The following is a 21827-nucleotide window of genomic DNA, read 5'->3' on the forward strand; positions in this document are numbered from 1 at the left end:
CCTTAAAGTACAAATTTAGTTTTATTTTTTAATTGATTAAAAATATTTAAACGATCATCTTTACTATCTACATACACACTTAATAAGTAGCTTTTGTATTTGCCTTCTTTGCTAGTATTTGACATTTTATATTTAAATTCTCTTTCATTGAAAATTTCATTGAAAATTTCTAATATATCTACATTTGCTTCTACTACTACTTTATAATCCCAAAAAGTAGGGTAATTTATAATAGGTTCTTTATTGAGCTCGCAAATATTTGCCACTTTTTCCTCCTTCTTTACTTTCTAATACTATATCTGTAATTTGCATACTTTTATCAATAGCTTTTACCATGTCATAAATAGTTAAAAGTCCTATACTTACTCCTGTTAAGCTTTCCATTTCAACTCCTGTTTTTCCTTCGCATTTTACGGTTACAAAAAGTTTAAAAGAATGCTCATTTGTATTTTCTTCTAAATGAGTTTGAACTTTAGATATCATTAAAGGATGGCACATTGGTATAAGGTTTGAAGTTTGCTTAGCTCCCATAATGGCTGCTATAATTGCAGTTTGTAAAACAGGTCCTTTTTTTGCTTTATTTTCTATAATAGCTTCAAAAGCTTCTTTGCTCATGTAAATTTTTCCACTTGCTGTTGCTTCTCTTGTGGTGATATTTTTTGAGCTAACATCTACCATTTTAGGATGATTTTTTTCATCTAAATGTGTTAAATTCATTTTTTTCCTTGATTGAAATTTAAAAAATTATATCAAAATATGTATTTTTATATTAAAATATAAAAATACTACAAAAAATATTAAAGGATTGTTAATGGCATATGAAGATGAATTTGAAGATTATGAAGATGAAAATTATGATGATTTAGATGATGATACTTATGCTAGTAATCAAAGAACATATAATTATGATGAGGATGATTATGAGTATGAGGATGATTATGGTGATGATGATACTTATGAAATGGATTAAATTTTAATAATACCCCACACATAAAGAAGGAGTGATTTGAATTCTTTTTTCTAATGGTGTGGGGCTAAAGAAATGACATTTTTCTATATATATATTGCAATCATAACTTAAATTTAAAAAATCATAAAATGCTTTTAAATTTACAAATTTTATACCTTGGATTTCTTTTATTTGTAAAATTTTATAAATTTGAGAATTATTTTTTTCAACTAAATGTGAAGGCGCTAAAGTCGTAAAAGAACAAAACGCACTAGCTAATACAAATCCGTTTAAATTGGTGCATTGATCTATGATATGTTGGTATTTATGCAAGATATTTTTTTTGTGCAAAAAAATCACTCTAGCGCCTTGATATTTTGCAGCTTGAGTGTTTTTCCAAAATTTAAAAGCATTTTTGGAAATACCTGCTAAATGATAAAATTCTACATTTAAAATATAATCATCCAAAAACTGATTAGGCGGTAAAATAGTATAAGTCATTAAAGTTTTTCTTTGTTTTTTCAAAATTATACTAAAAATTGACCTATGTTTATATTTTTATTTTTCAAATAGATTAAAATATATAAAAAAGAAAAGGAAAAATGAATGAAATTTGATAGCATTAACCAAGAAGGTATTGATAAATTGATGGATATTTTTTATGCTAAGGTTAGAAAAGATAAAAATTTAGCTCCAATTTTTAATCAAGCCATTGGTAATGATGAAGAAAGTTGGACTAAACATAAACAAAAAATAGCTAGTTTTTGGAAAGGTATGTTTTTGGGTGAAGGTGGATATAATGGATCGCCTTTAAAAGCTCACCATGATTTACCTCCTTTTCCAAGAGAATTTTTTGATATTTGGCTTGGATTGTTTGATGAAAGTTTGGCTGAAATTTTTACAGATGAGCCAAGAAATATGATGTTAGAAAGAGCAAAAATGATTGCTCAAAGATTTCAAATGATTATTTATGATCATAAATTCATCTAAGATAGGTCTTAGATGAGATTAAATACATGAAGATTTTTACCTTTAGAGTATTCATAGTCATATTTTCCATCCAAGTATATTACTAGTCTATAATAACCTTTATGGGATCCAAATACAACTTTTTTTACATTAGCTGTATTAACTTGTAGTGTTTTGGTGTTAAAGTTTTGATTTTTTGCAAAATCAATGATGATTTTTGTAGGATCTCCAATGGATAAATTTCTTAGCATTTTATCTCTTGTTTTAATATTGATTTTATTATTATAAAAACTAAGAGAAATAAAATTATAAATATCTCCTGTAAATAGCGGTGTTTCTATATTTACAGTGGTGTTGTTTTCTTCAACTTTTTTACTAGATTTTTTATCAACTGTTACCGATACATCAAGAATAGGTGTGGCATTAGGTGTTTTGCTTTTTATAAATGCAAAATTATCATGCCAATCTATACTTTTGTTAATATCTAGCGTCATTTGTTGTTCTGAACCATCAAGATTTATATAAGTAATGGTGATATTTTTTAAAATCCTTGCATTAGAATCAAAATTAAAATCTTGTCTTTGAAAAGGACTAAATTGTGCAAATTCAAAATTTTTCTTCTCGATATTGTTATCAAAAGGATTATCTTTTGCATTTAAAAGTGTTGCAAATAATACAAAAAGTATAAAAAATTTAATTTTCAACATTTGCTCCTTTGAGTCTTAAAAGTTGCAAGTATTCTTTTTGTGCTTGAGCATTTTTTGCTTTTAAGACATCAATTTTATTTTCTAAATTTCTTTGCTCTTGTTTTAAGCTTAATAATACATCCAAAGATGATTTGCCAAAAAACATATTGCCAAAATATATAGCAACAATTATTGCTACAAAAGATAGCATAATAGTTTTGATGAGATTTTGACGAGCTTCTTTTTTCTTAGAATGCTCATCATACTCTTTTAATAATTCGCTCAGAGTTTATCTCCTAAATATTCATCATTATCTAGTTCAATTTCTAATAAACGATTGTATTTTGCAGTTCTTTCGCCTCTTGCTAAAGCTCCAGTTTTGATTTGTCCTGTATTTAGTGCTACTGCAAAATCAGCTATAAACGCATCTTCACTTTCACCACTTCTATGACTCATAATGCATTTATAATTATTTCGATGAGCTAATCTAACTGTTCTCATAGTTTGAGTGATGGTGCCTATTTGATTTGGTTTGATTAATACAGCATTGGCCATGTTTTTTAAAATTCCATCTTTTAAAATTTCTTCATTGGTTACAAACAAATCATCTCCAACAAGTTGTATTTTATGACCAAGTTTTTGGGTTAATTTTATCCATCCTTCATAGTCATCTTCGGCTAAGCCATCTTCTATACTATAAATTGGATATTTTGAGCAAAGCTCTTCATAACGCGCTATTAAATCCTCGCTTGAAAAACTTTTTCCTTCTAAGTGGTATTTTCCATCTTTATAAAGTTCGCTACTTGCTACATCTAAAGCTAATTTGATTTTATTTTCATAACCAGCTTTTTTAATACAAGTCATTAAAAGATCAAGCGGTTCAGTGTTGTTTGCTAAATTTGGAGCAAAACCACCTTCGTCTCCTAAAGCTGTAGAATGTCCTAAATTAGCCAGTTCTTTTTTTAATACTGCATAGATTTCACAAACTGATCTTAAGCCTTCTTTAAAAGATGAAAAACCAAAAGGCATAATCATAAATTCTTGAAAATCCACGCTATTATTAGCATGAGCACCGCCATTTATGATATTGCACATTGGTACAGGTAATACACTAGCATTAGCTCCACCTAAGTAACGATATAATGGAATTTTAAGAGCATTGGCTGCTGCACGAGCTGTGGCCATAGAAATTCCTAAAGTCGCATTAGCTCCTAGGTTTGAGTAGTTTTTTGTTCCATCAAGTTCTAATAGAGTAAAATCAAGTTGAGTTTGATTAAAAGCATCAAGTCCTATAATATTTTCAGCTATGGTGCCATTAATATTTTCTATAGCCTTTAAAACTCCTTTACCGCCAAATCTTTCATCATTGTCTCTAAGTTCTAAGGCTTCTTTTTTACCTGTGCTTGCTCCGCTTGGAACTATAGCACTGCCCGCACTTCCATCACTTAGCATGATTTCAGCTTTTATAGTAGGATTACCTCTGCTATCTAAAACTTCAAACGCCCTTACATCTTCAATCACTATCATTATTCTTCTCCTTCTTCGTCGTCTTTAGAACCTAAAATAACATTATCAATACCGATAGAATTTTGTATAGCTTGAGTGATTTCATCGGCTATGGTAGGATTTTCTTTTAAAAATGCTTTTGCATTTTCTCTACCTTGTCCAAGTTTAGAAGCATTATAAGAAAACCAAGCACCGCTTTTATCAATAATATCAAGTTTCACACCATAATCTATCAACTCACCTTCACGGCTTATGCCTTCTCCAAACATCACATCAAATTCAGCTTGTTTAAATGGAGGAGCTACTTTATTTTTAGCTACTTTTACTTTTACACGATTTCCAATAGGCTCATCATTTTGTTTTAAAGTAGCGGTTTTTCTAACATCTAAACGCACTGAAGAGTAAAATTTAAGCGCATTTCCACCTGTTGTAGTTTCTGGGGTTCCATAGCCCATCATGCCTATTTTCATACGAATTTGATTGATGAAAATTACTGTGGTATTCATTTTATGAACTATTCCAGTTAATTTTCTTAATGCTTGAGACATCAATCTAGCTTGAAGACCAACATGCTGATCTCCCATATCGCCTTCTATTTCTGCTTTTGGAGTAAGTGCAGCAACGCTATCTACTATTATTAAATCAATAGCTCCGCTTCTTGCTATGGTTTCAACGATTTCTAAAGCTTGTTCTCCAAAATCAGGCTGTGAAATATATAAATTTTCTGTATCTACGCCTAAATTTTTTGCATATTTTACATCAAGAGCGTGTTCAGCATCTATAAAAGCACAAACTCCGCCTTTTTTTTGGCATTCAGCGATGATATGTAAGGTAAGTGTAGTTTTACCTGAACTTTCAGGTCCATAAATTTCTATAATCCTTCCTTTTGGAACCCCGCCTATCCCTAAAGCCAGATCAAGTCCAACTGAACCTGTAGGAATAGAATCAATTTTTTCAACTTCTTTATCTCCAAGTCTTAAAATAGTGCCTTTTCCAAAAGTTTTATCTAAGCTTTTTAAAGCCGCATCTAAAGATTTTCTTTTATTATCATCCATAATTATTTTCCTTGCTAAACTGAGTTTAAAATTGTATCAAAAAGAAATTTAATGTAAGTTTTATTCTTTAAATTTGTTAAAATATTCTTTATTAATTGATCAAGGAATAATATGAAAAAAGTTAGTGTTGCTCACTCTCCTGATGCTGATGATATTTTTATGTATATGGCTATAAAATTTGGTTGGGTTGGAAATGCTTATAAGTATGAAAATACGGCTTTAGATATACAAACTTTAAATGAATTTGCCTTAGAAAATATTTATGATGTTAGTGCTATTTCTTTTGCGTTATATCCTTTGATAGCAAATGAATATGCTTTGTTAAAAACAGCTGTGAGTTTTGGGCAAGGTTATGGTCCAAAGCTTATCAAAAAAAAGAATAAAACTTTAAAAACAAATTTTAAAGTAGCTTTAAGCGGAGCACATACTAGCAATGCTTTGATTTTTCGCATTAAATATCCACAAGCTAAAATCGTATATAAAAATTTTTTAGAGATTGAAAAAGCAGTATTAAACGATGAAGTGGATGCAGGAGTGTTGATACATGAGAGCATTTTAGAATTTGATAATAATTTATGTGTAGAAGCTGAACTTTGGGATATATGGCAAGAATTAGCAAAAGATGATTTGCCTTTGCCACTAGGTGGGATGGCTCTTAGAAGATCTTTACCTTTAAATGATGCTATTGCTATTGAAAAAGATTTAATCAAGGCTGTGCAAGTAGCTGATGATAATAGAAAAATTTTAGCACCGATGCTAATGGAGAGAAATTTAATACGCGTTGATGCACAAAAATTAGACACATATTTAAATTTATATGCAAATAAAAATTCAATCAATATGAACGAAAGACAATTTGATGCTATAGATAAACTTTTTGAGTTAGGATATGATCATAAATTTTATGATGTATTAATTAAAAGTAGGGCTTATCTTATACCTAGTGAGTATGAAGAATTTAGAAATTCTTAAAAATTTTTGGTAGAATTTAGTTTTAAATAAAGGAGAAAAGTGATGGAAAATACTTTGGTATCTTTAGGTGTGCAAACTTTTAAAATCACCCTTATGCTTTCTTTACCTATGTTGTTAGCTGGACTTGTTGCGGGTTTGATTATAAGTATTTTTCAAGCTGTTACTCAAATTAACGAAGCTACTCTTTCTTTTGTGCCAAAAATTTTACTTGTTGTTGTCGTGATAGTGTTTTTAATGCCTTGGATGATAAGTTCTATGATGGATTTTACTATTAATATGATCAATCACATTCCAAGTTTTATACGATGATTATTGATTTTTCAAAATATTCTTCTGTGCGAATAGGGCAAAGTTTTGAAGTTCAAGTTTTAGAAGAACTTTGCCAATTTGATGGAATTTTAATAGGCGGAGCCAACAATCTTTTAGTATCTTCTAAGCCAAAAAATATTGCGGTTTTGGGAAAAAAATTTGATTATATTGAAATTTTAGATCAAAACGAAAAAGGTTATTTTTTAGAAATAGGATGTGCAAGCAAAGCGATTAATATATACAATTTTGCTAAAAAAAATAACCTTAAAGGTTTTGAATTTTTACGAAATATCCCAGGAACTTTGGGCGGAATTTTGAAAATGAATGCGGGTTTAAAAGATGAAAATATCAGCAAAAATTTGCTTAGTATTAGAATTTTTGATAAAGAAATTTTAAAACAAGACATAGCTTTTGATTATAGATTTAATCCTATTGTGCAAATAATGTTTAGCGCTAAATTTTTTTTAGAATATGGCTTTGATACAAACAAAGATGAGCTTTTAAAAAATGCTAGAAAAAATCAACCAAAAGGAGCAAGTTTTGGTTCAGTATTTAAAAATCCGCCTCAAGATCACGCAGGAAGACTTATAGAAGCAGTAGGTTTAAAGGGTTTTAGTAAAAACGATGCTATGTTTAGTGATGAACATGCAAATTTTTTAATCAATAAAAAACATGCAAGTTTTGATGATGCAATGTATTTAATTAACCTAGCTAAAACAAGAGTGTTTGAACAATTTGGTATAAATTTAGAAGAAGAAGTGGTAATTATATAGAATTTTGCAAGTCATTGTAAATTTCATTAGCTATGTTTTGTACTAATTCTTGATAAGATGTTTGTTTATTACTTGAGCTAAATTGACTTTGAATTTGTAGTATTTTATGATCTTTTAGTTTGTTTGATTTGGCATTATATATTTTATATTCTATATCAACTAAAACATCAAAATTTGAAAAGAATAAAAAATTTCTTTGAGTGGCTTTTATATTTTTTAAATCAATTAAAACAATAAAATCAGCTTTTTTAAAACGATTAAATTCTAAAAAATCACTAGCATCGATGAAATTTTTTTGTGGATGTATGATGTTTTGAGAGTCAATATAGCTTTGATTTTCTTTTTGACTTAGCAAGATAAAATTATTTTTTTCATTGATGGCGTGGTTTAAGGCTATTAAGGTATCTTTAGCCATTTTATAAGCATTGATTTTTAAATTTGAAAAATAAAAATTGTATTCTTTTTCATAGCTTGGAACTAAAGCTATAGTAGTGATATTAGAAAGTTTTTCATAATTAATATTTTGATTTAAATCAATGATGTTAAATTCATCTTTAGTATCTAATTTTATGATTTTTTTATTTTCAAATGAACTAGCAAAAATAGCACTAACTAAACATAAAAATACAACAAAAAATTTCACTAAAAACCTTTGAGTTTATATTCTTTTTTAGCAAAGCCTATAAAGCTTGGTAAAGAAAGATCTTTGGTGTTATAATCTAATAATTTTTGATCAAAATCTTGCATTATTCCACCATTTTGAATGATTAAAAAATCACCCGCAGCTATATCCCAAGCTTTTGGCCCACCAAAACGAGGATAAATTCCAGCCTTAGCTTCAAGTAAATATACAAATTTTAAAGCAGAAGATACTTTTATACCTTCTAGTTTATTTTGGATAAAAAATTCTTCGTTGTTATCATGATTTTTAGAATATAAAGCAATGTTTTGCACTTTTTTATAAGCTTCATCACTAATATTAAGTAAATTATCATTTTTATATACTTTAGTATGAGTATGAGCATAATAATATGCGTCATTTTCTACATCTACTATCAGTGAAAGAATGGGACGATTTTTATGGATTAGAGCTATTAAAACACAATATTCTTTGTCGTTTTTAGCATAAGATTTAGTTCCATCTAAAGGATCTATTAGCCAAAAATATTCTAAATTTTGTCTAGTTTCATAAGAGAGTATGTTTTCTTCTGAACATATGGCTATATCGCTTGAAGCTAAAATTTCACTAATGGCTTCGTTAGATTTTATATCTGCTAAGCCAACAGGAGAATTGTCATCTTTAACCCAAATTTCGTTTTTGTTTTTATATTCTAATAAAATTTTTGCAGCTTCTTTACCTGCTTTTAAGCTTAATTGTAAAAGTGTGTCTAAATTTTTCATGATCAAAGTATAACATATAAAACTAATGCAAAATCACAATCTTTTAAAATTATTAATAAATTTAATCAAGCTTATAGCTAAAATTGCTTCAAGTAATGCAGTAAGAACCAATCCTGAATAAATTTCTTCAGATATGATTTTAGCACCAAGTGATAAAGTGGCTATAGCAATGAGTAAAGTTAGTGGCATGGAGTGACTAAGTCCAAACAAAAAAGTATTTTTTAAGCCTAAATTTTTTAAAAAAACCATAGCAGATGCAATTCTTACAAATATCATAAAAGCAGTTAGTGAAAAGGCTATAATCAAAACTTCAGGATTTAAAAGTTTTTCGAGTTTAAAACTTGATCCTATATAAATAAAAAATATAGGAATTAAAAAACCATACCCAAAACTTGAAAGTTTGTGCTCTAAATCTTTTTTATGATCAAAAAATGTTGCTATAAATGAACCTGCTATAAAAGCTCCTAATGCTACTTCAAGTTTAAAATAAATCATAATTGCCACAATAGCTATAAAAATTGCCATACAAAATCTTATATCTTTTTCATTATGATCTTGCCAAGGCATAAGTATAGTTTTTAACTGCGGATACCACCAAAAAAGCACCTCTAAAAATTTAAAACCAAATATACAAAGAGCTAAAAATCCCACTAAATACAATAAATTTTGAGTTAGAGAAAAAAGATCTGTTCCTTGTCCTAAAAAAGCTGCTGTAATGGTTAGTAAAACTATACTTACAACTTCTGCTAAGGTTGCAACTATCATGGAAATATTTAGCCAATTGCAGTTTTTTCCAAAATCTCTATACAAAGTAGAAAGCAAGCCTACGCTCATTATAGGTATAATAATGACAAAAATATAAGAAATATTCATACTCTCAACAGCAAGAATGCTAAATAAATACAAACTTGCTATATAGATGAATGCTTTATTTAGCAAAGTTTTTTCAGTATTTAAAAAGGTTTTAAGATTAATTTCCATACCAGCGATAAACATTAAATAATAAAATCCAGCATTAGCCAAGAGTTTGAAATTTTCACTTTCTCCTATAAATCCTAAAAATCCTATAAGCGAACCAAGTATGATCTCAGTTGCTGATAAAGGTAGTTTTAAAAATTTAGCTATATAAGGAGAAGTTAGCAAACAGCCTGCTACAACAAGTAAAATTTGTAAATCTGTTGCAGCTTGAGCGTCAATGACATTGTGTAGCAAAGCTAAATCCCATTTGTCTTAATTTTTGTATATCTTTGCTAGGTTCTTCGCCTTTTGTGGTTAAATAATCCCCTACAACAATGGCCCTAGCACCTGCATCAAAAATTTCATATTGTCTTTCTTTTAGCACTACTTCTCTGCCACCTGCTACCATGATAACAGTTTGTGGTAAAGCTTTAACACTATCTTTTATAATTTGCAAAGCTTCATCAGCACTTAATAAAGACTGTTTTAAATTTAAATTTTCATTAGGAATGAAAAAATTAATAGGAGAAGAAAAAGGTTGAAGTTCTTGTAAGCTTTTTCTAAGACTTATTCTATCATCACAACTTTCACCAAGTCCATAAATTCCACCACAGCAAAGCATTAATCCCGCTTCTTTAGCATAAAGATTAGTTTGAAATCTTTCTTCCCAAGTGTGAGTAGAGCAAATTTGTGGAAAAAATTCTTTTGAGCTTTCAAGATTATGATTGTATGAAAAAATTCCAACTTTTTTTAATTCTTTTAATTGCTCTAAATTTGCTTGTCCATTGCATGCTATTAACAATAAATCAGGCTCTTCTTTTTTTACCGCATGAGCCACTTTGCAAACATATTCTAATTTTTCATCATCTAAGCCAAGTCCAGCAGTAACCAAACAAAATCCTAAAGCTTCATTTTTTTTAGCTAATTTTGCTTCTTTTATGATTTGATCAATATCCTTTTTTTTGTATTTTGGGATATTTGTTTTTATATGAGCACTTTGTGTGCAGTATTTACAATCTTCACTACATCCACCACTAGCTATATTTGATATAGCACAAAGCATTATTTGCATTCAATTTCCTTTTTAATTTTACATTTTAAACACTCTAAAAATGTGCCTTTTTTTAATTCTTTAATTACCATATTTTCATTACATTCTTTGCATTTTTCTTCGCTTGGTTTGTATTTGCTAATAAAATTACATTTTGGATAAGCGCTACATCCATAAAATTTACCACGCTTTGAAAAACGCTCTACAATCATACCTTCCTTACAAGAAGGGCATTTAATACCTATAGAGCTCAAAGGTGCTTTTTCTTGTTTTTGATTTTCTTGTTTTAAATTTCTTGAGTATTTGCATTTTGGAAAATTTAAACAAGCTACAAATTCTCCATATCTTCCTTTGCGTATAGCAAGTTCGCCACCACATTGTGGGCAGTTTTCATCAAGTTTGGTAAAAGTTTTTAAGCTTTTTATATTTTTTTTACCTGCTTCGATTTTTCTCATAAATGGAAAATAAAATTCTTTTAATAATTCTTGCCAATCTAGCTTTCCTTCTGCTATAGCATCTAATTCTTCTTCCATTTTAGAAGTAAAATCACTATCGACAATATCGCTAAAATTTTGCTCTAAAATTTCTATTACACTAAAGGCTATTTCATTAGGAATGAGTTGTTTTTTATCAATGCTTACATAGGTTCTAGCACTTAAAAGCGATATGGTTGGAGCATAGGTTGAAGGACGCCCTATGCCTAAATTTTCTAATTTTTTAACAAGCCCAGCTTCAGAATACCTAGAAGGTGGTTCTGTAAAATGAGAATTTAGCTCTATATTTTGGATATTTAAAGCATCGTTGATGTTTAAATTTGGCAAGATTTTATCTTTGTCCATATCTCCATAGACTTTATAGTACCCATCAAATAAAATTTTTCTACCGCTGATTTTAAAGCTAGCATCTTTAGAATTTACAAAGACATTTTGAGTTTGAGAGATGGCAGCTTGCATTTGACTAGCTACGAAGCGATTGTAAATTAATGTATAAAGTTTTGCTTCATCTTTTTCTAAAAATTCATTTGCAAGTTTAGGAGTAAAGCTTAAATTTGTAGGTCTTATAGCCTCATGTGCTTCTTGGGCACCTTTGGTTTTAGTCGTATAAATATTTGCTTTGCTTGGTAAATATTCCTTACCAAATTCATCTTTTATGAGCTTTCTTACTTGTTCTAATGCTTCTTTGGCTATATTTAAACTATCTGTTCTCATATAAGTAATCACCCCCATAATGCCCTCATGAGTTTTTACGCCTTCATAAAGTTTTTGTGCTATTATCATGGTTTTTTTGGGGTTAAATCCTAAGCGGTTGCTAGCGCTTTGTTGTAAAGTAGAAGTCATAAAAGGCGGTGGTGGGGTGATTTTTCTATCTTTACTTTCTATGTTGCTTACTTTGAATTTAGCATTTTTGCAATTTTCAAAGATTAGTTTTGCTCTATCTTCGTTGGTTATGGTGAGTTTTTCTATTTTTGTATTTTGAAATTCGATTAACTCAGCTTCTAAGTCTTTATCAAAAATCATATCTATACTAAAATATTTTAAAGGAACAAAAGCTTTGATTTCTCTTTCTCTATCTACTATGATTTTTAATGCCGCACTTTGAACCCTACCTGCACTAAGACCTTTTTGAATTTTTTGATTTAATAAAGGACTTAGTTTATAGCCTACAATACGATCAAGCAAACGCCTAGCTTGTTGGGCATTAACGCTGTTTATGTCTAAAAGTCTTGGGTTGTCTAAAGCATGTTCTATGGCTGTTTTTGTAATCTCATGAAAAACTATTCTAGGTAAAGAATTTTCATCTTTATTAATAGCTTTTGCTATATGATAGGCTATGGCTTCGCCTTCTCTATCTTCATCGGTTGCAAGATAGACTTGTTTTGCATTTTTAGCTTTTTCTTTTAATTCTTTAACTAAAGCAGAATGATCGCTTGAAATTCTATATTCTGGTTTAAAATTTTCATCTTCTATTTTTATGCCAAAGCTTGTTTTAGGTAAATCTCTAATATGACCTTTAGAAGCTATAACTTCATAGTTTTTTCCTAAGAAATTTCCTATGGTTTTTGCTTTAGCGGGTGATTCTACGATGATTAAATTTTTCATTTATTGCCTTAAAAAATATAAATTGCCAAAAGTTTATAAAAAAAATATAAATTTTTTGCTTATAAGTATAGATTGTAAATTTAAAAAATAAATAATGATATAATTTAATTTATTTTAAAAAATATGAGGAAAAAATGATTTTACAAAATAATCTCAATGCTTTAGAATTTACCAATAAACCCTTAAAAGAAAAAATTTTAAGTTTAAAAAAAGAAGAATTTATCGATATTTTTCCTAGTCAAACTATTAAAATAAAATATAATTAAATATTGATCGAGATTAAGTTATACTATAAATTTATCTAAAGTATTAACGAACAAAAATATCTAGCAAAGATTTTCAAACTTTTACTAGAATATTTTTTAGAGTTACAAAATTTAAATGTTGATGCTACAAAACTTTTAAGTGTTTTACAAAATTGCAAAGAAACTAATGTTGATTTGGTATTTGAAACTATCTTAGACTTGATTTTAAAATTTAACACTCTTTTAGATGAGGCTAAAATTTTACAAAGTTTTATGTATAAGCCTTTATTTTATCATAGAGGTTTTTTTAATGCTAGTTTATATCAAGATCCACAAAATGCTTTAGATAAATACATAGACTTTTTAAAAATTTTTATAGAATTTAGTAGTTTAAGTCTTGATGCTATGATGCAAGCTGAACAAAAATACAAAAATTTCTTAAAAATATAAATTTTTTTTGTGCTTTTACGATATGGTTTTTGTAAATCGCATGGAAGCGATTAAAATTATTTAAAAGGATTTAAAATGGGATTTCGTATAAACACTAATGTGGCATCTTTGAATGCTCAAGCAAACGCAAATTTAAACTCAAGAGCTTTGGATAATTCTCTAAGCAGACTTAGCTCAGGTTTAAGAATCAACTCAGCAGCAGATGATGCTTCAGGTATGGCTATTGCTGATAGTTTAAGATCGCAAGCTAGCACTTTAGGTCAAGCTATAAACAATGGTAATGATGCTTTAGGTATCTTACAAACTGCTGATAAGGCTATGGATGAGCAACTTAAAATTCTAGATACTATCAAAGTAAAAGCTACCCAAGCAGCTCAAGATGGGCAAAGCACTAAAACAAGAAACATGCTTCAAGCTGATATCAATCGTTTGATGGAGCAACTTGATAATATCGCAAATACTACTTCATTCAATGGTAAACAGCTTTTAAGTGGTGGTTTTATCAACCAAGAATTCCAAGTAGGTGCTCAATCAAATCAATCAATTAAAGCTAGTATTGGTGCAACTCAAAGTTCACAAATTGGTGTTACTAGATTTGAAACAGGATCTCAAGCTAAAAGTAGTGGTGTAGCTCAAATTACTATTAAAAATTATAATGGTATAGATGATTTTAAATTCCAACCTGTTGTGATTTCAACTTCAGTTGGTACTGGTCTTGGAGCTTTAGCTGAAGAGATAAACAAATCTTCTGATATAACTGGAGTTAGAGCTAGCTTTTTAGTACAAACTACAGGTGCTGGAAATATTAAAGCTGGTAAAACTGATGCAAATTTTGCCATTAATGGGGTAAAAATTGGCGAGGTTGAATACCAAGATGGAGATAAAAACGGTGCTTTAGTTTCAGCTATAAACTCAGTAAAAGATACTACAGGTATTGAAGCAGCTAAAGATGAAAATGGAAGACTCGTTTTAACATCAAGAGATGGTAGGGGTATTAAAATAGAAGGAAGTATTGGTGGTGGATCTGGTATAGCTAAAAATAGTTATGAAAATTATGGTCGTTTATCTTTAATCAAAAATGATGGTAAGGATATTTTAATTTCTGGATCTAATCTTAGTGCTATAGGTATGGGTGCAAGAGATATGATTTCTCAAGCTTCAATGTCTTTAAGAGAATCAAAAGGAAATATTGACACCAATGTAGCTGATGCTATGGGCTTTAATGCTTATAAAGGTGGCGGTAAGATGATAGTTACCAATGCAAATGTTGCTTCATTTATGGAGCAAAATGGTATGAGCGGGGGTTCAGGATTTTCTGTAAATAGTGGTAAAGGTTATTCAGCAATTTATGAAAATAATCTTGCCTTTGTAACAGCTTTTTCAATTGCTTTTGGAATAAGTGCTCCTAGTGATGGATCTTCTCAATTTGTAAATATTGCTACTAGCGCAGGCATGGATATAGCAGCTAAAGATCAACAAGCTGGAGTTACCACGCTTAAAGGTGCTATGGCTGTGATGGATATAGCTGAAACAGCTATTACTAATCTTGATAAAATCAGAGCTGACATCGGTTCAGTGCAAAATCAAATTACTGCTACACTTAATAACATCAGTGTAACTCAAGTAAATATCAAATCAGCTGAATCAAACATTAGAGATGTTGACTTTGCTGCTGAGAGTGCAAACTTTGCTAAATACAATATCTTAGCTCAAAGTGGATCTTATGCTATGAGTCAAGCTAATGCTGTGCAGCAAAATGTTATGAGATTGTTACAATAGTTTAAACTTCCCAAAATGCCCTAAATATTTGGGGCATTTTTCTTCTTTTATTTTTTTTGGAATACTTTTTGCTTTAAATCTTTTCAAGCAATATTATTGAAAGGATTTAAAATGGGTTTTAGGATAAACACCAATATAGGTGCAATGAATGCACACGCAAATTCAACTATCACAGCAAGAGAATTAGATAAGTCTCTAAGTAGACTTAGTTCAGGTTTGAGAATCAACTCAGCGGCAGATGATGCTTCGGGTATGGCTATTGCTGATAGTTTAAGATCGCAAGCTGCTACTTTAGGCCAAGCTATAAATAATGGTAACGATGCTATAGGTATCTTACAAACTGCTGATAAGGCTATGGATGAGCAACTTAAAATTCTAGATACTATCAAAGTAAAAGCTACCCAAGCAGCTCAAGATGGGCAAAGCACTAAAACAAGAAACATGCTTCAAGCTGATATCAATCGTTTGATGGAAGAGCTTGATAATATCGCAAATACTACAGCATTTAACGGTAAGCAACTTTTAAGTGGGAATTTCATCAATCAAGAATTTCAAATTGGTGCTCAATCAAATCAAACTGTAAAAGCCACTATAGGGCCAACTCAAAGTTCTAAAATTGGTGTTACTAGATTTGAAACAGGATCACAAGCTAAAAGTAGTGGTGTAGCTCAAATTACCATTAAAAATTATAACGGAGTAGATGATTTTAAATTCCAACCTGTTGTTATTTCAACTTCAGTTGGTACAGGAATTGGAGCTTTAGCTGAAGAGATAAATAGAGTTGCAGATATCACTGGAGTTAGAGCTAGCTTTTTAGTGCAAACTACTGGTGCTGGTCCTATAAAAGCTGGTGCCACAAGTGATGATTTTAAAATAAATGGTGTAACCATAGGTAAGATAGAGTATCAAGATTCTGATCAAAATGGAGCTTTGGTAGCTGCAATTAACTCAGTTAAAGATACTACAGGTGTTGAAGCAGCTAGAGATGAAAATGGAAGACTCGTTTTAACATCAAGAGATGGTAGGGGTATTAAAATAGAAGGAAGTATTGGTGGTGGATCTGGTATAGCTAAAAATAGTTATGAAAATTATGGTCGTTTATCTTTAGTGAAAAATGATGGTAAGGATATTTTAATTTCTGGATCTAATCTTAGTGCTATAGGTATGGGTGCAGGAGATATGATTTCTCAAGCTTCAGTTTCTTTAAGAGAATCTAAAGGTAGGATTGACACCAATGTAGCTGATGCTATGGGCTTTAATGCTTATAAAGGTGGCGGTAAGATGATAGTTACCAATGCAAATGTTGCTTCATTTATGGAGCAAAATGGTATGAGCGGGGGTTCAGGATTTTCTGTAAATAGTGGTAAAGGTTATTCAGCAATTTATGAAAATAATCTTGCCTTTGTAACAGCTTTTTCAATTGCTTTTGGAATAAGTGCTCCTAGTGATGGATCTTCTCAATTTGTAAATATTGCTACTAGCGCAGGCATGGATATAGCAGCTAAAGATCAAACTCCTGGAGTTACCACGCTTAAAGGTGCTATGGCTGTGATGGATATAGTTGAAACTGCTACAGCAAACCTAGATGCTATTAGAGCTGACATCGGTTCAGTGCAAAATCAAATTACTGCTACACTTAATAACATCAGTGTAACTCAAGTAAATATCAAATCAGCTGAATCAAACATTAGAGATGTTGACTTTGCTGCTGAGAGTGCAAACTTTTCTAAATACAATATCTTAGCTCAAAGTGGATCTTATGCTATGAGTCAAGCTAATGCTGTGCAGCAAAATGTTTTAAAACTTTTACAATAATTTTTAAGTGGGTTTTTTACCCACTTAGATTAAATTTCTTTTTTCGAGTATATCTTGTAAGGGCATGATAGCTATTTTTAGAGCTTTTTCTTGTACTAAAACTAACTCACTTATTTCCTCTACCCAAGTTTTATGAGCTTCAATCCAAGCTACAAGCTTGTTTTGCTTGTCATTTTCATTTTGTATGTTATGTACATAAATATTTGAAAAAGTACTTTCTAAATGAAATAAAGAAGGGCCTGTAACTTCTCTTAAAAAAGTGTATTTTTTACTTTCTAATCTTTCTTTTAATTTATCTATTTTTAAATTCAACTCATATAATGTATAACGAATTTTGTTTTTATGATTTAGTTCTTTGTATAGTTTTTTGCATATTTTTAAAAAACTTTGACTTGCTTTAATGTGAATTTTGATTTGTTTATAAGCTTGAAGCATTAAAGCTTCGCTTTCTTTTTGTTTTAAATTGTATAATTTTGCAAAAGGCTTTTTAAGATCTTTTATTAATAAATCTTCGCACAATTTTTTAAAAGGTTTTTCTATGCTTCCTTCTATCCTAGCTCCGCCTTCTGTGGCATTATAAATTTTTATGTTTTTATGTTTTTGTATTAAATTTTCAAATATTTGTTTAAATAAAACCCAAATTTCAGAACTTTGCACCAAGCCTTTTCCACCATATGCTTTGATTTGGTATTTATCTTTATCCCTTTTAAAATCTCCTTTGTGATAATCTTCATGTAAAAATCCTTCACTATGAGTTTTACCATCATCGCTATATGCGAGATCTTGTCCTATTAAAATGATATTTTCATGTCCTAGTGTAATTGCTATTTCACAATTTAAATGAGCTACACTCATACCACCTTGAACATAGCCAAAATCATGCAAACCCAAAGAATATGCAAAAGGTAAAGATCTTGAAACTAAGATATATTTTCTTTTATTTTTTTCTAAAAAATTAATGCTATCTTTATGAACTAAAGAAGCTAATATAAAAGTGATGTCTTTATCAAATTCTTTAAAATCATTATCAAAGCACGATGAAACAAAATTATCTCTTTCTAGCATACAAACATAATCAGGCTTTATACCTTCTTTAGCTAAAATAGCATATGCACTATCAACACAAAATATAGTAGCTTTATTAGCATATTGTTTAAGCAAGGGAAGTTGTTTTTTTAAAGATGGACCAGTAGCTACTAAAATAGCGTTTTTGCTTTTATTACTTCTTTTTTCTTTTAATTCTTTAAAACTTGGATGAGTTAGCATTTTTGGTATATTTAATACAAATTGCTCTATACCTTGCATAGCATCGATTGGATCATTACCTTTTTTTAAAGCTATGCTTTTTATAGCTTGGGAATTTAAATCATTAATGAAGCGTATTTCTTCTTTTTGCTCTTCGTAAAATTCACAATGAATATGTAAATTATAAGTTTTTAAAAATAAATTTAAAAAAGAACAAAGTGTGTCAGCTTTAGTATAGGTCATTTCTTTAGTGTGTATGAGTATAAATCTACCTTGGGCAAATTCTTTAGAAAAATCAATCATGCTTAAAACTAAAAACATTAATTCTAAATCTCTTTCAAAAACTATAATTCTTTCATGTTTTTTATTTACAAGCAAACTTTTGTATAAAATGCCATTTCCTAATCCATAAAAAAATAATACAGGATATCTTGCATATTCTTTATTAAAAAATGCCAATTTTTCTTCTAATTCATTTAAAGGATTTTTATTATAAAGAAGTTTAGAATTTTGAAAAATGATATTACAATGTAAAGGATCTTTGCCAAATTCATAAGCATAATCTTTGCTTTCTTTGATTTTGCTTAGTTTTTGTTTTAAGTTTTTATATTCCTCTCCTTTTAGGGATTTTAAATTTTTTTTAAAAATTTCTGTTTTCATTTTAAATTTCATCCTTGTTTAATTTAAAAATACAATATCGTCAATTTCAGATACAATCTATACCTTTAAATTTTCTTTTATGGTTTGATTATATTTTTCTAAATAAAGAATAATTTCTTCAAAAAAAGCTAGTTGAGAATTTAAAAAATATTCTTTATCTAAATCTTTGCTAACTTTATATCTTAAAACTTCACATTCATTTTGAAAACATCTAGCTTGTAAAATATCGGAGAAAAATTCACTTTTTGGTAGTTTGATTCTTAATTTTTCAAGTTTTTCTAAATTTTGTTCTTTTAAGGCTTTTTGACATTCTTTGACAAAAAGCTCACTTTGTTTGATTTGTTTTTGTAATTTTTCTTTACATTGTTTTAGTTTTTTGTTGGGATTTTTTGGTTTTGATAAAATAAAACTTTTGTTAATTTTATCTTTTAATAAAGTCTCGCACAATTTTTGAAAAGATTCTTCTATGGTTCCTTCTATCCTAGCTCCACCTTCTGTGGCGTTATAAGTGGTGATTTTTAAAACATCTCTTGTTAAGGCAATATCTTTTTCAAAACTTTTTAAAAATAAATACCAAGTTAGTTGAGTTTTAACTTCACCCAATCCACCATAAGCAGGAATTTTTTTATAAACTATCTCTTCATCTCCTTGATCGCCATATAAATGCTCTTTAGGGTGAGATTTGCCATCATCGCTATATGCTAGATCTTGTCCTATTAAAATGATATTTTCAAATCTTAGCGCACCTGCTAACTCATAAGCCATATTTGCAACACTTAATCCATTGCCTAAAAAGCCATATTCTTTTAATCCAAGCTTGCTTTCAAAAAATAAAGGCCTTAAAACAAGCATATATTCTCTACCATTTTTTTCTAAATACTCTATGGTTTTAGGATGGGTTAAAGAAGATATGATAAATAAAACATTTTCATCAAAATCTTTAAAATCGTTATTAAAAAATTCACTTGTTAAATCTTCTCTTTCTAAAGAAAATACATAATCAGGTTTTATTCCTACTTGAGCTAAGATATGATAAGAACTATCAGCACAAAAAATCACAACATTTTCTTGATATTGTTTGAGTAAAGGTAATTGTTTCATTAAAGAAGGTCCAGTTGAAACTATAATGGCATTTTTAGCTTTAGCTTTCCTTTCTTTTAAAAAATTTTGAAAAGGAGGGCTGAAAATAATTTTTTCAAGATTGATAACATTATGTTTAATCCCAATTAATGCATCTTTTGGATCATTTCCTCTACTTAGCATCAGTGTTTTAATAATGTTTAATAAAATTTGCATTAAATCATGGGCATTTTGTGCATAAAAATTGGCATAAAAGTCATTATAAAAATGAAAATTAAAAATTTTTAGTGTATGTTTGATATGAGGGTAATTAAATAAAACTTTAAGTTGGGCTGTATTGATATTTGGCGGGTAAAATAAAATAAGTTTTTCTTTTCTAATAAAATGAGTAAAATCAAACAAATGAAAAGCAAGGTATAAAATTTCTAATTCTTGTTCAAAAACTATAATGTGTTTTAAATGAAGATTTTGTAAAAGAATTTTAAAAAAGCTACCATCTGCAAAACCATAAAAAAATAATACCGGATAAAGTTCGTATCTATCGGTATCAAAGTTGCGGGGTTTGTCTAAAAAAATTTGATTTTGCTCATCAAAAATTTGATTGTTTATAAGTTTAAAACGCAAAGTTTGGGTGATTTTCCTAAGCTCATATGCTAAAATTTGATCTACTTCAAAAAGAGCTTGAGTGTTTTTTAAAAATAATTCTTTATTCATGAAAGTCCTTACCTAAGGTTAAAGAGTATTATAACAAAGTATAAGGATATTTAATAAATCTTTGTATCATTCAAAATCATCTTCTTTTAAAGCTTGTGCAAATTCTATATTAGAAGTTGCTTTTTTCCCTAAAATTATAGGTAAAAATTTAGGATGTAATCCTAAATTTGGTCTAATGCAAGCTACATTTTCTTCGCTAAATATTTCACCTTTTTTTATATTTTTGCTAGCATATAAGCTTCTTGCAAAATGGCGATTTTTTAAAGTCTTTTCATCCATTCTAAATTTTTTACTTCCCAAAGCTTGCTCACTTTGTCGCACCATAAAACACATTTGTTTAAATTCATCAAAATCAAGGCTAAATTTAGCATCAGCACTTTGTAAATTTTTATCTAGTATAAAGTGTTTTTCTATCACTCTTGCGCCTAGTGCTACAGCTAAAACAGGAGCTAAAAAGCCTTCACTATGATCACTTAGACCTATTGTAGTGTGGAATTTATCTTTTAAAGTTTTTATCATGTTTAAATTTAAATCTTGTATTGGGGATGGATATGCTGAAGTACATTTTAGTAAAATTAGATTAGAATTTGATTCTTGATTAAAAATTTTTACAATTTCTTCTAATTCTTCTTCATAAGCTATGCCTGTAGAAACTAAAGTAGGTTTTTTTTCCTTTGCAACAAGCCTTATAAATTCATAATCATTTGCTTCAAAAGAAGCGATTTTATAGGCTGGTGGATTAAATTGTTTTAAAAATTCTAAATCTTTTTTGGAAAATGGACTAGAAAAACATATAAGTCCTTCATTTTTAGCACATTCAAAAAGTTTTTCGTGCCATTCATATGGTGTTTTAGCTTCTTCATAGAGCTCATAAAGTTTTCTTTTTTCCCATAAACCATCTTTGATTATAAAGTCATCTTTATCTGAATTTAGTGTCAAACTATCAGGGGTGTAAGTTTGTAATTTTATGGCATCAGCACCTGCTAATTTAGCTGCTTTTATGGTTTGTAATGCTGTTTCTAAGCTATTTGCATGATTGGCTGAAAGTTCAGCGATGATAAAAACTTTTTTATTAAGATCAAAATTATCTATAAACACAATAATATCCCTAA

24 protein-coding genes are annotated in these 21827 nt (G+C 29.2%); 9 read left to right on the plus strand and 15 right to left on the minus strand.

Features of this window, described 5'->3' with window-relative positions; translation table 11 throughout:
- Window positions 1-2: 2 nt before the first annotated feature.
- Entirely contained in the window at window positions 3-266 is a 264-nt protein-coding gene (locus CVOLT_RS00695; RefSeq protein WP_039664989.1) for an HP0495 family protein, read from the minus strand.
- Window positions 241-717 (minus strand): cyclic pyranopterin monophosphate synthase MoaC, encoded by a 477-nt coding sequence (moaC, locus tag CVOLT_RS00700; RefSeq protein ID WP_039664990.1) that lies wholly within the window; start codon window positions 715-717, stop codon window positions 241-243. The genes CVOLT_RS00695 and moaC overlap by 26 nt, the downstream gene beginning before the upstream one ends.
- A gap of 94 nt (window positions 718-811) precedes the next feature.
- Here moaC and CVOLT_RS00705 point away from each other — a divergent pair, with 94 nt between their 5' ends.
- On the plus strand, window positions 812-970 hold the full coding sequence (locus CVOLT_RS00705) for a highly acidic protein (RefSeq protein WP_039664991.1): 159 nt from the start codon (window positions 812-814) through the stop codon (window positions 968-970).
- 3 nt (window positions 971-973) lie between these two features.
- On the opposite strand, the gene cheQ is transcribed toward CVOLT_RS00705, so the two are convergent.
- Complete coding sequence (gene cheQ / locus CVOLT_RS00710) at window positions 974-1450, minus strand: cheVAW transcriptional regulator CheQ (protein WP_039664992.1); 477 nt, start codon at window positions 1448-1450, stop codon at window positions 974-976.
- A 105-nt stretch (window positions 1451-1555) separates the two neighbouring features.
- Between cheQ and CVOLT_RS00715 the strand changes: the two genes are divergently transcribed.
- Window positions 1556-1939, plus strand: coding sequence for a group III truncated hemoglobin (locus CVOLT_RS00715; protein ID WP_039664993.1), 384 nt, complete (start codon window positions 1556-1558; stop codon window positions 1937-1939).
- A gap of 8 nt (window positions 1940-1947) precedes the next feature.
- On the opposite strand, the gene CVOLT_RS00720 is transcribed toward CVOLT_RS00715, so the two are convergent.
- The 4 genes from CVOLT_RS00720 to recA form a co-directional block, all read right to left on the minus strand.
- Window positions 1948-2625: an AMIN domain-containing protein gene (locus CVOLT_RS00720; RefSeq protein ID WP_229238122.1), complete on the minus strand. Its 678-nt coding sequence runs from the start codon at window positions 2623-2625 to the stop codon at window positions 1948-1950.
- Window positions 2612-2815 carry a hypothetical protein gene (locus CVOLT_RS00725; protein ID WP_052243140.1) on the minus strand — a complete coding sequence of 68 codons (204 nt, stop codon included), beginning with the start codon at window positions 2813-2815 and terminating at the stop codon, window positions 2612-2614. The genes CVOLT_RS00720 and CVOLT_RS00725 overlap by 14 nt, the downstream gene beginning before the upstream one ends.
- A gap of 71 nt (window positions 2816-2886) precedes the next feature.
- Window positions 2887-4131, minus strand: a complete 1245-nt coding sequence (eno, locus tag CVOLT_RS00730) for a phosphopyruvate hydratase (RefSeq protein ID WP_039664995.1) — start codon at window positions 4129-4131, stop codon at window positions 2887-2889.
- Window positions 4131-5165, minus strand: coding sequence for a recombinase RecA (recA, locus tag CVOLT_RS00735; RefSeq protein WP_039664996.1), 1035 nt, complete (start codon window positions 5163-5165; stop codon window positions 4131-4133). Before recA ends, eno begins: the two co-directional genes overlap by 1 nt.
- Window positions 5166-5276: 111 nt before the next feature.
- Here recA and CVOLT_RS00740 point away from each other — a divergent pair, with 111 nt between their 5' ends.
- Genes CVOLT_RS00740 through CVOLT_RS00750 form a run of 3 tightly spaced genes read left to right on the plus strand, consistent with a single transcriptional unit; the run spans window position 5277 to window position 7219 of the window.
- A complete protein-coding gene (locus tag CVOLT_RS00740) occupies window positions 5277-6137 on the plus strand; it encodes a menaquinone biosynthesis family protein (RefSeq protein ID WP_039664997.1) in 861 nt (286 codons plus the stop codon).
- 39 nt (window positions 6138-6176) lie between these two features.
- Window positions 6177-6446: a flagellar biosynthesis protein FliQ gene (gene fliQ, locus CVOLT_RS00745; protein WP_132038062.1), complete on the plus strand. Its 270-nt coding sequence runs from the start codon at window positions 6177-6179 to the stop codon at window positions 6444-6446.
- Complete coding sequence (locus tag CVOLT_RS00750) at window positions 6443-7219, plus strand: UDP-N-acetylmuramate dehydrogenase (protein WP_039664999.1); 777 nt, start codon at window positions 6443-6445, stop codon at window positions 7217-7219. The genes fliQ and CVOLT_RS00750 overlap by 4 nt, the downstream gene beginning before the upstream one ends.
- On the opposite strand, the gene CVOLT_RS00755 is transcribed toward CVOLT_RS00750, so the two are convergent.
- Genes CVOLT_RS00755 through topA form a run of 5 tightly spaced genes read right to left on the minus strand, consistent with a single transcriptional unit; the run spans window position 7212 to window position 12727 of the window.
- Window positions 7212-7862, minus strand: a complete 651-nt coding sequence (locus CVOLT_RS00755) for a hypothetical protein (RefSeq protein ID WP_039665000.1) — start codon at window positions 7860-7862, stop codon at window positions 7212-7214. The genes CVOLT_RS00750 and CVOLT_RS00755 overlap by 8 nt on opposite strands.
- A complete protein-coding gene (locus tag CVOLT_RS00760) occupies window positions 7862-8620 on the minus strand; it encodes a 3'(2'),5'-bisphosphate nucleotidase CysQ family protein (RefSeq protein WP_039666218.1) in 759 nt (252 codons plus the stop codon). Before CVOLT_RS00760 ends, CVOLT_RS00755 begins: the two co-directional genes overlap by 1 nt.
- Before the next feature lie 33 nt (window positions 8621-8653).
- On the minus strand, window positions 8654-9832 hold the full coding sequence (locus CVOLT_RS00765; protein WP_052243141.1) for a sodium/hydrogen exchanger family protein: 1179 nt from the start codon (window positions 9830-9832) through the stop codon (window positions 8654-8656).
- Window positions 9813-10649 (minus strand): biotin synthase, encoded by an 837-nt coding sequence (locus CVOLT_RS00770; protein ID WP_039665001.1) that lies wholly within the window; start codon window positions 10647-10649, stop codon window positions 9813-9815. Before CVOLT_RS00770 ends, CVOLT_RS00765 begins: the two co-directional genes overlap by 20 nt.
- The gene (gene topA / locus CVOLT_RS00775) at window positions 10640-12727 is read right to left on the minus strand and encodes a type I DNA topoisomerase (RefSeq protein WP_039665002.1); all 2088 of its coding nucleotides are present in this window, start codon (window positions 12725-12727) and stop codon (window positions 10640-10642) included. The genes CVOLT_RS00770 and topA overlap by 10 nt, the downstream gene beginning before the upstream one ends.
- Window positions 12728-12861: 134 nt before the next feature.
- Here topA and CVOLT_RS08100 point away from each other — a divergent pair, with 134 nt between their 5' ends.
- The 4 genes from CVOLT_RS08100 to CVOLT_RS00790 all read left to right on the plus strand — a co-directional run bounded on the left by CVOLT_RS08100 (window position 12862) and on the right by CVOLT_RS00790 (window position 17016).
- Window positions 12862-12993, plus strand: coding sequence for a hypothetical protein (locus tag CVOLT_RS08100; RefSeq protein WP_256375842.1), 132 nt, complete (start codon window positions 12862-12864; stop codon window positions 12991-12993).
- A gap of 174 nt (window positions 12994-13167) precedes the next feature.
- A complete protein-coding gene (locus tag CVOLT_RS00780; protein WP_039665003.1) occupies window positions 13168-13422 on the plus strand; it encodes a hypothetical protein in 255 nt (84 codons plus the stop codon).
- 75 nt (window positions 13423-13497) lie between these two features.
- Window positions 13498-15201: a flagellin A gene (locus CVOLT_RS00785; RefSeq protein WP_039665004.1), complete on the plus strand. Its 1704-nt coding sequence runs from the start codon at window positions 13498-13500 to the stop codon at window positions 15199-15201.
- A 111-nt stretch (window positions 15202-15312) separates the two neighbouring features.
- On the plus strand, window positions 15313-17016 hold the full coding sequence (locus CVOLT_RS00790; RefSeq protein ID WP_039665005.1) for a flagellin A: 1704 nt from the start codon (window positions 15313-15315) through the stop codon (window positions 17014-17016).
- Between the two features lie 24 nt (window positions 17017-17040).
- On the opposite strand, the gene CVOLT_RS00795 is transcribed toward CVOLT_RS00790, so the two are convergent.
- The 3 genes from CVOLT_RS00795 to pseI all read right to left on the minus strand — a co-directional run bounded on the left by CVOLT_RS00795 (window position 17041) and on the right by pseI (window position 21813).
- A complete protein-coding gene (locus CVOLT_RS00795) occupies window positions 17041-18921 on the minus strand; it encodes a motility associated factor glycosyltransferase family protein (RefSeq protein WP_039665006.1) in 1881 nt (626 codons plus the stop codon).
- A 57-nt stretch (window positions 18922-18978) separates the two neighbouring features.
- On the minus strand, window positions 18979-20715 hold the full coding sequence (locus tag CVOLT_RS00800; protein ID WP_039665007.1) for a motility associated factor glycosyltransferase family protein: 1737 nt from the start codon (window positions 20713-20715) through the stop codon (window positions 18979-18981).
- A 66-nt stretch (window positions 20716-20781) separates the two neighbouring features.
- Window positions 20782-21813 (minus strand): pseudaminic acid synthase, encoded by a 1032-nt coding sequence (pseI, locus tag CVOLT_RS00805; protein ID WP_039665008.1) that lies wholly within the window; start codon window positions 21811-21813, stop codon window positions 20782-20784.
- Window positions 21814-21827: the final 14 nt, after the last annotated feature.

The sequence above is a fragment of the Campylobacter volucris genome (assembly GCF_008245045.1).
GTDB classification, from domain to species: Bacteria; Campylobacterota; Campylobacteria; order Campylobacterales; family Campylobacteraceae; genus Campylobacter_D; species Campylobacter_D volucris.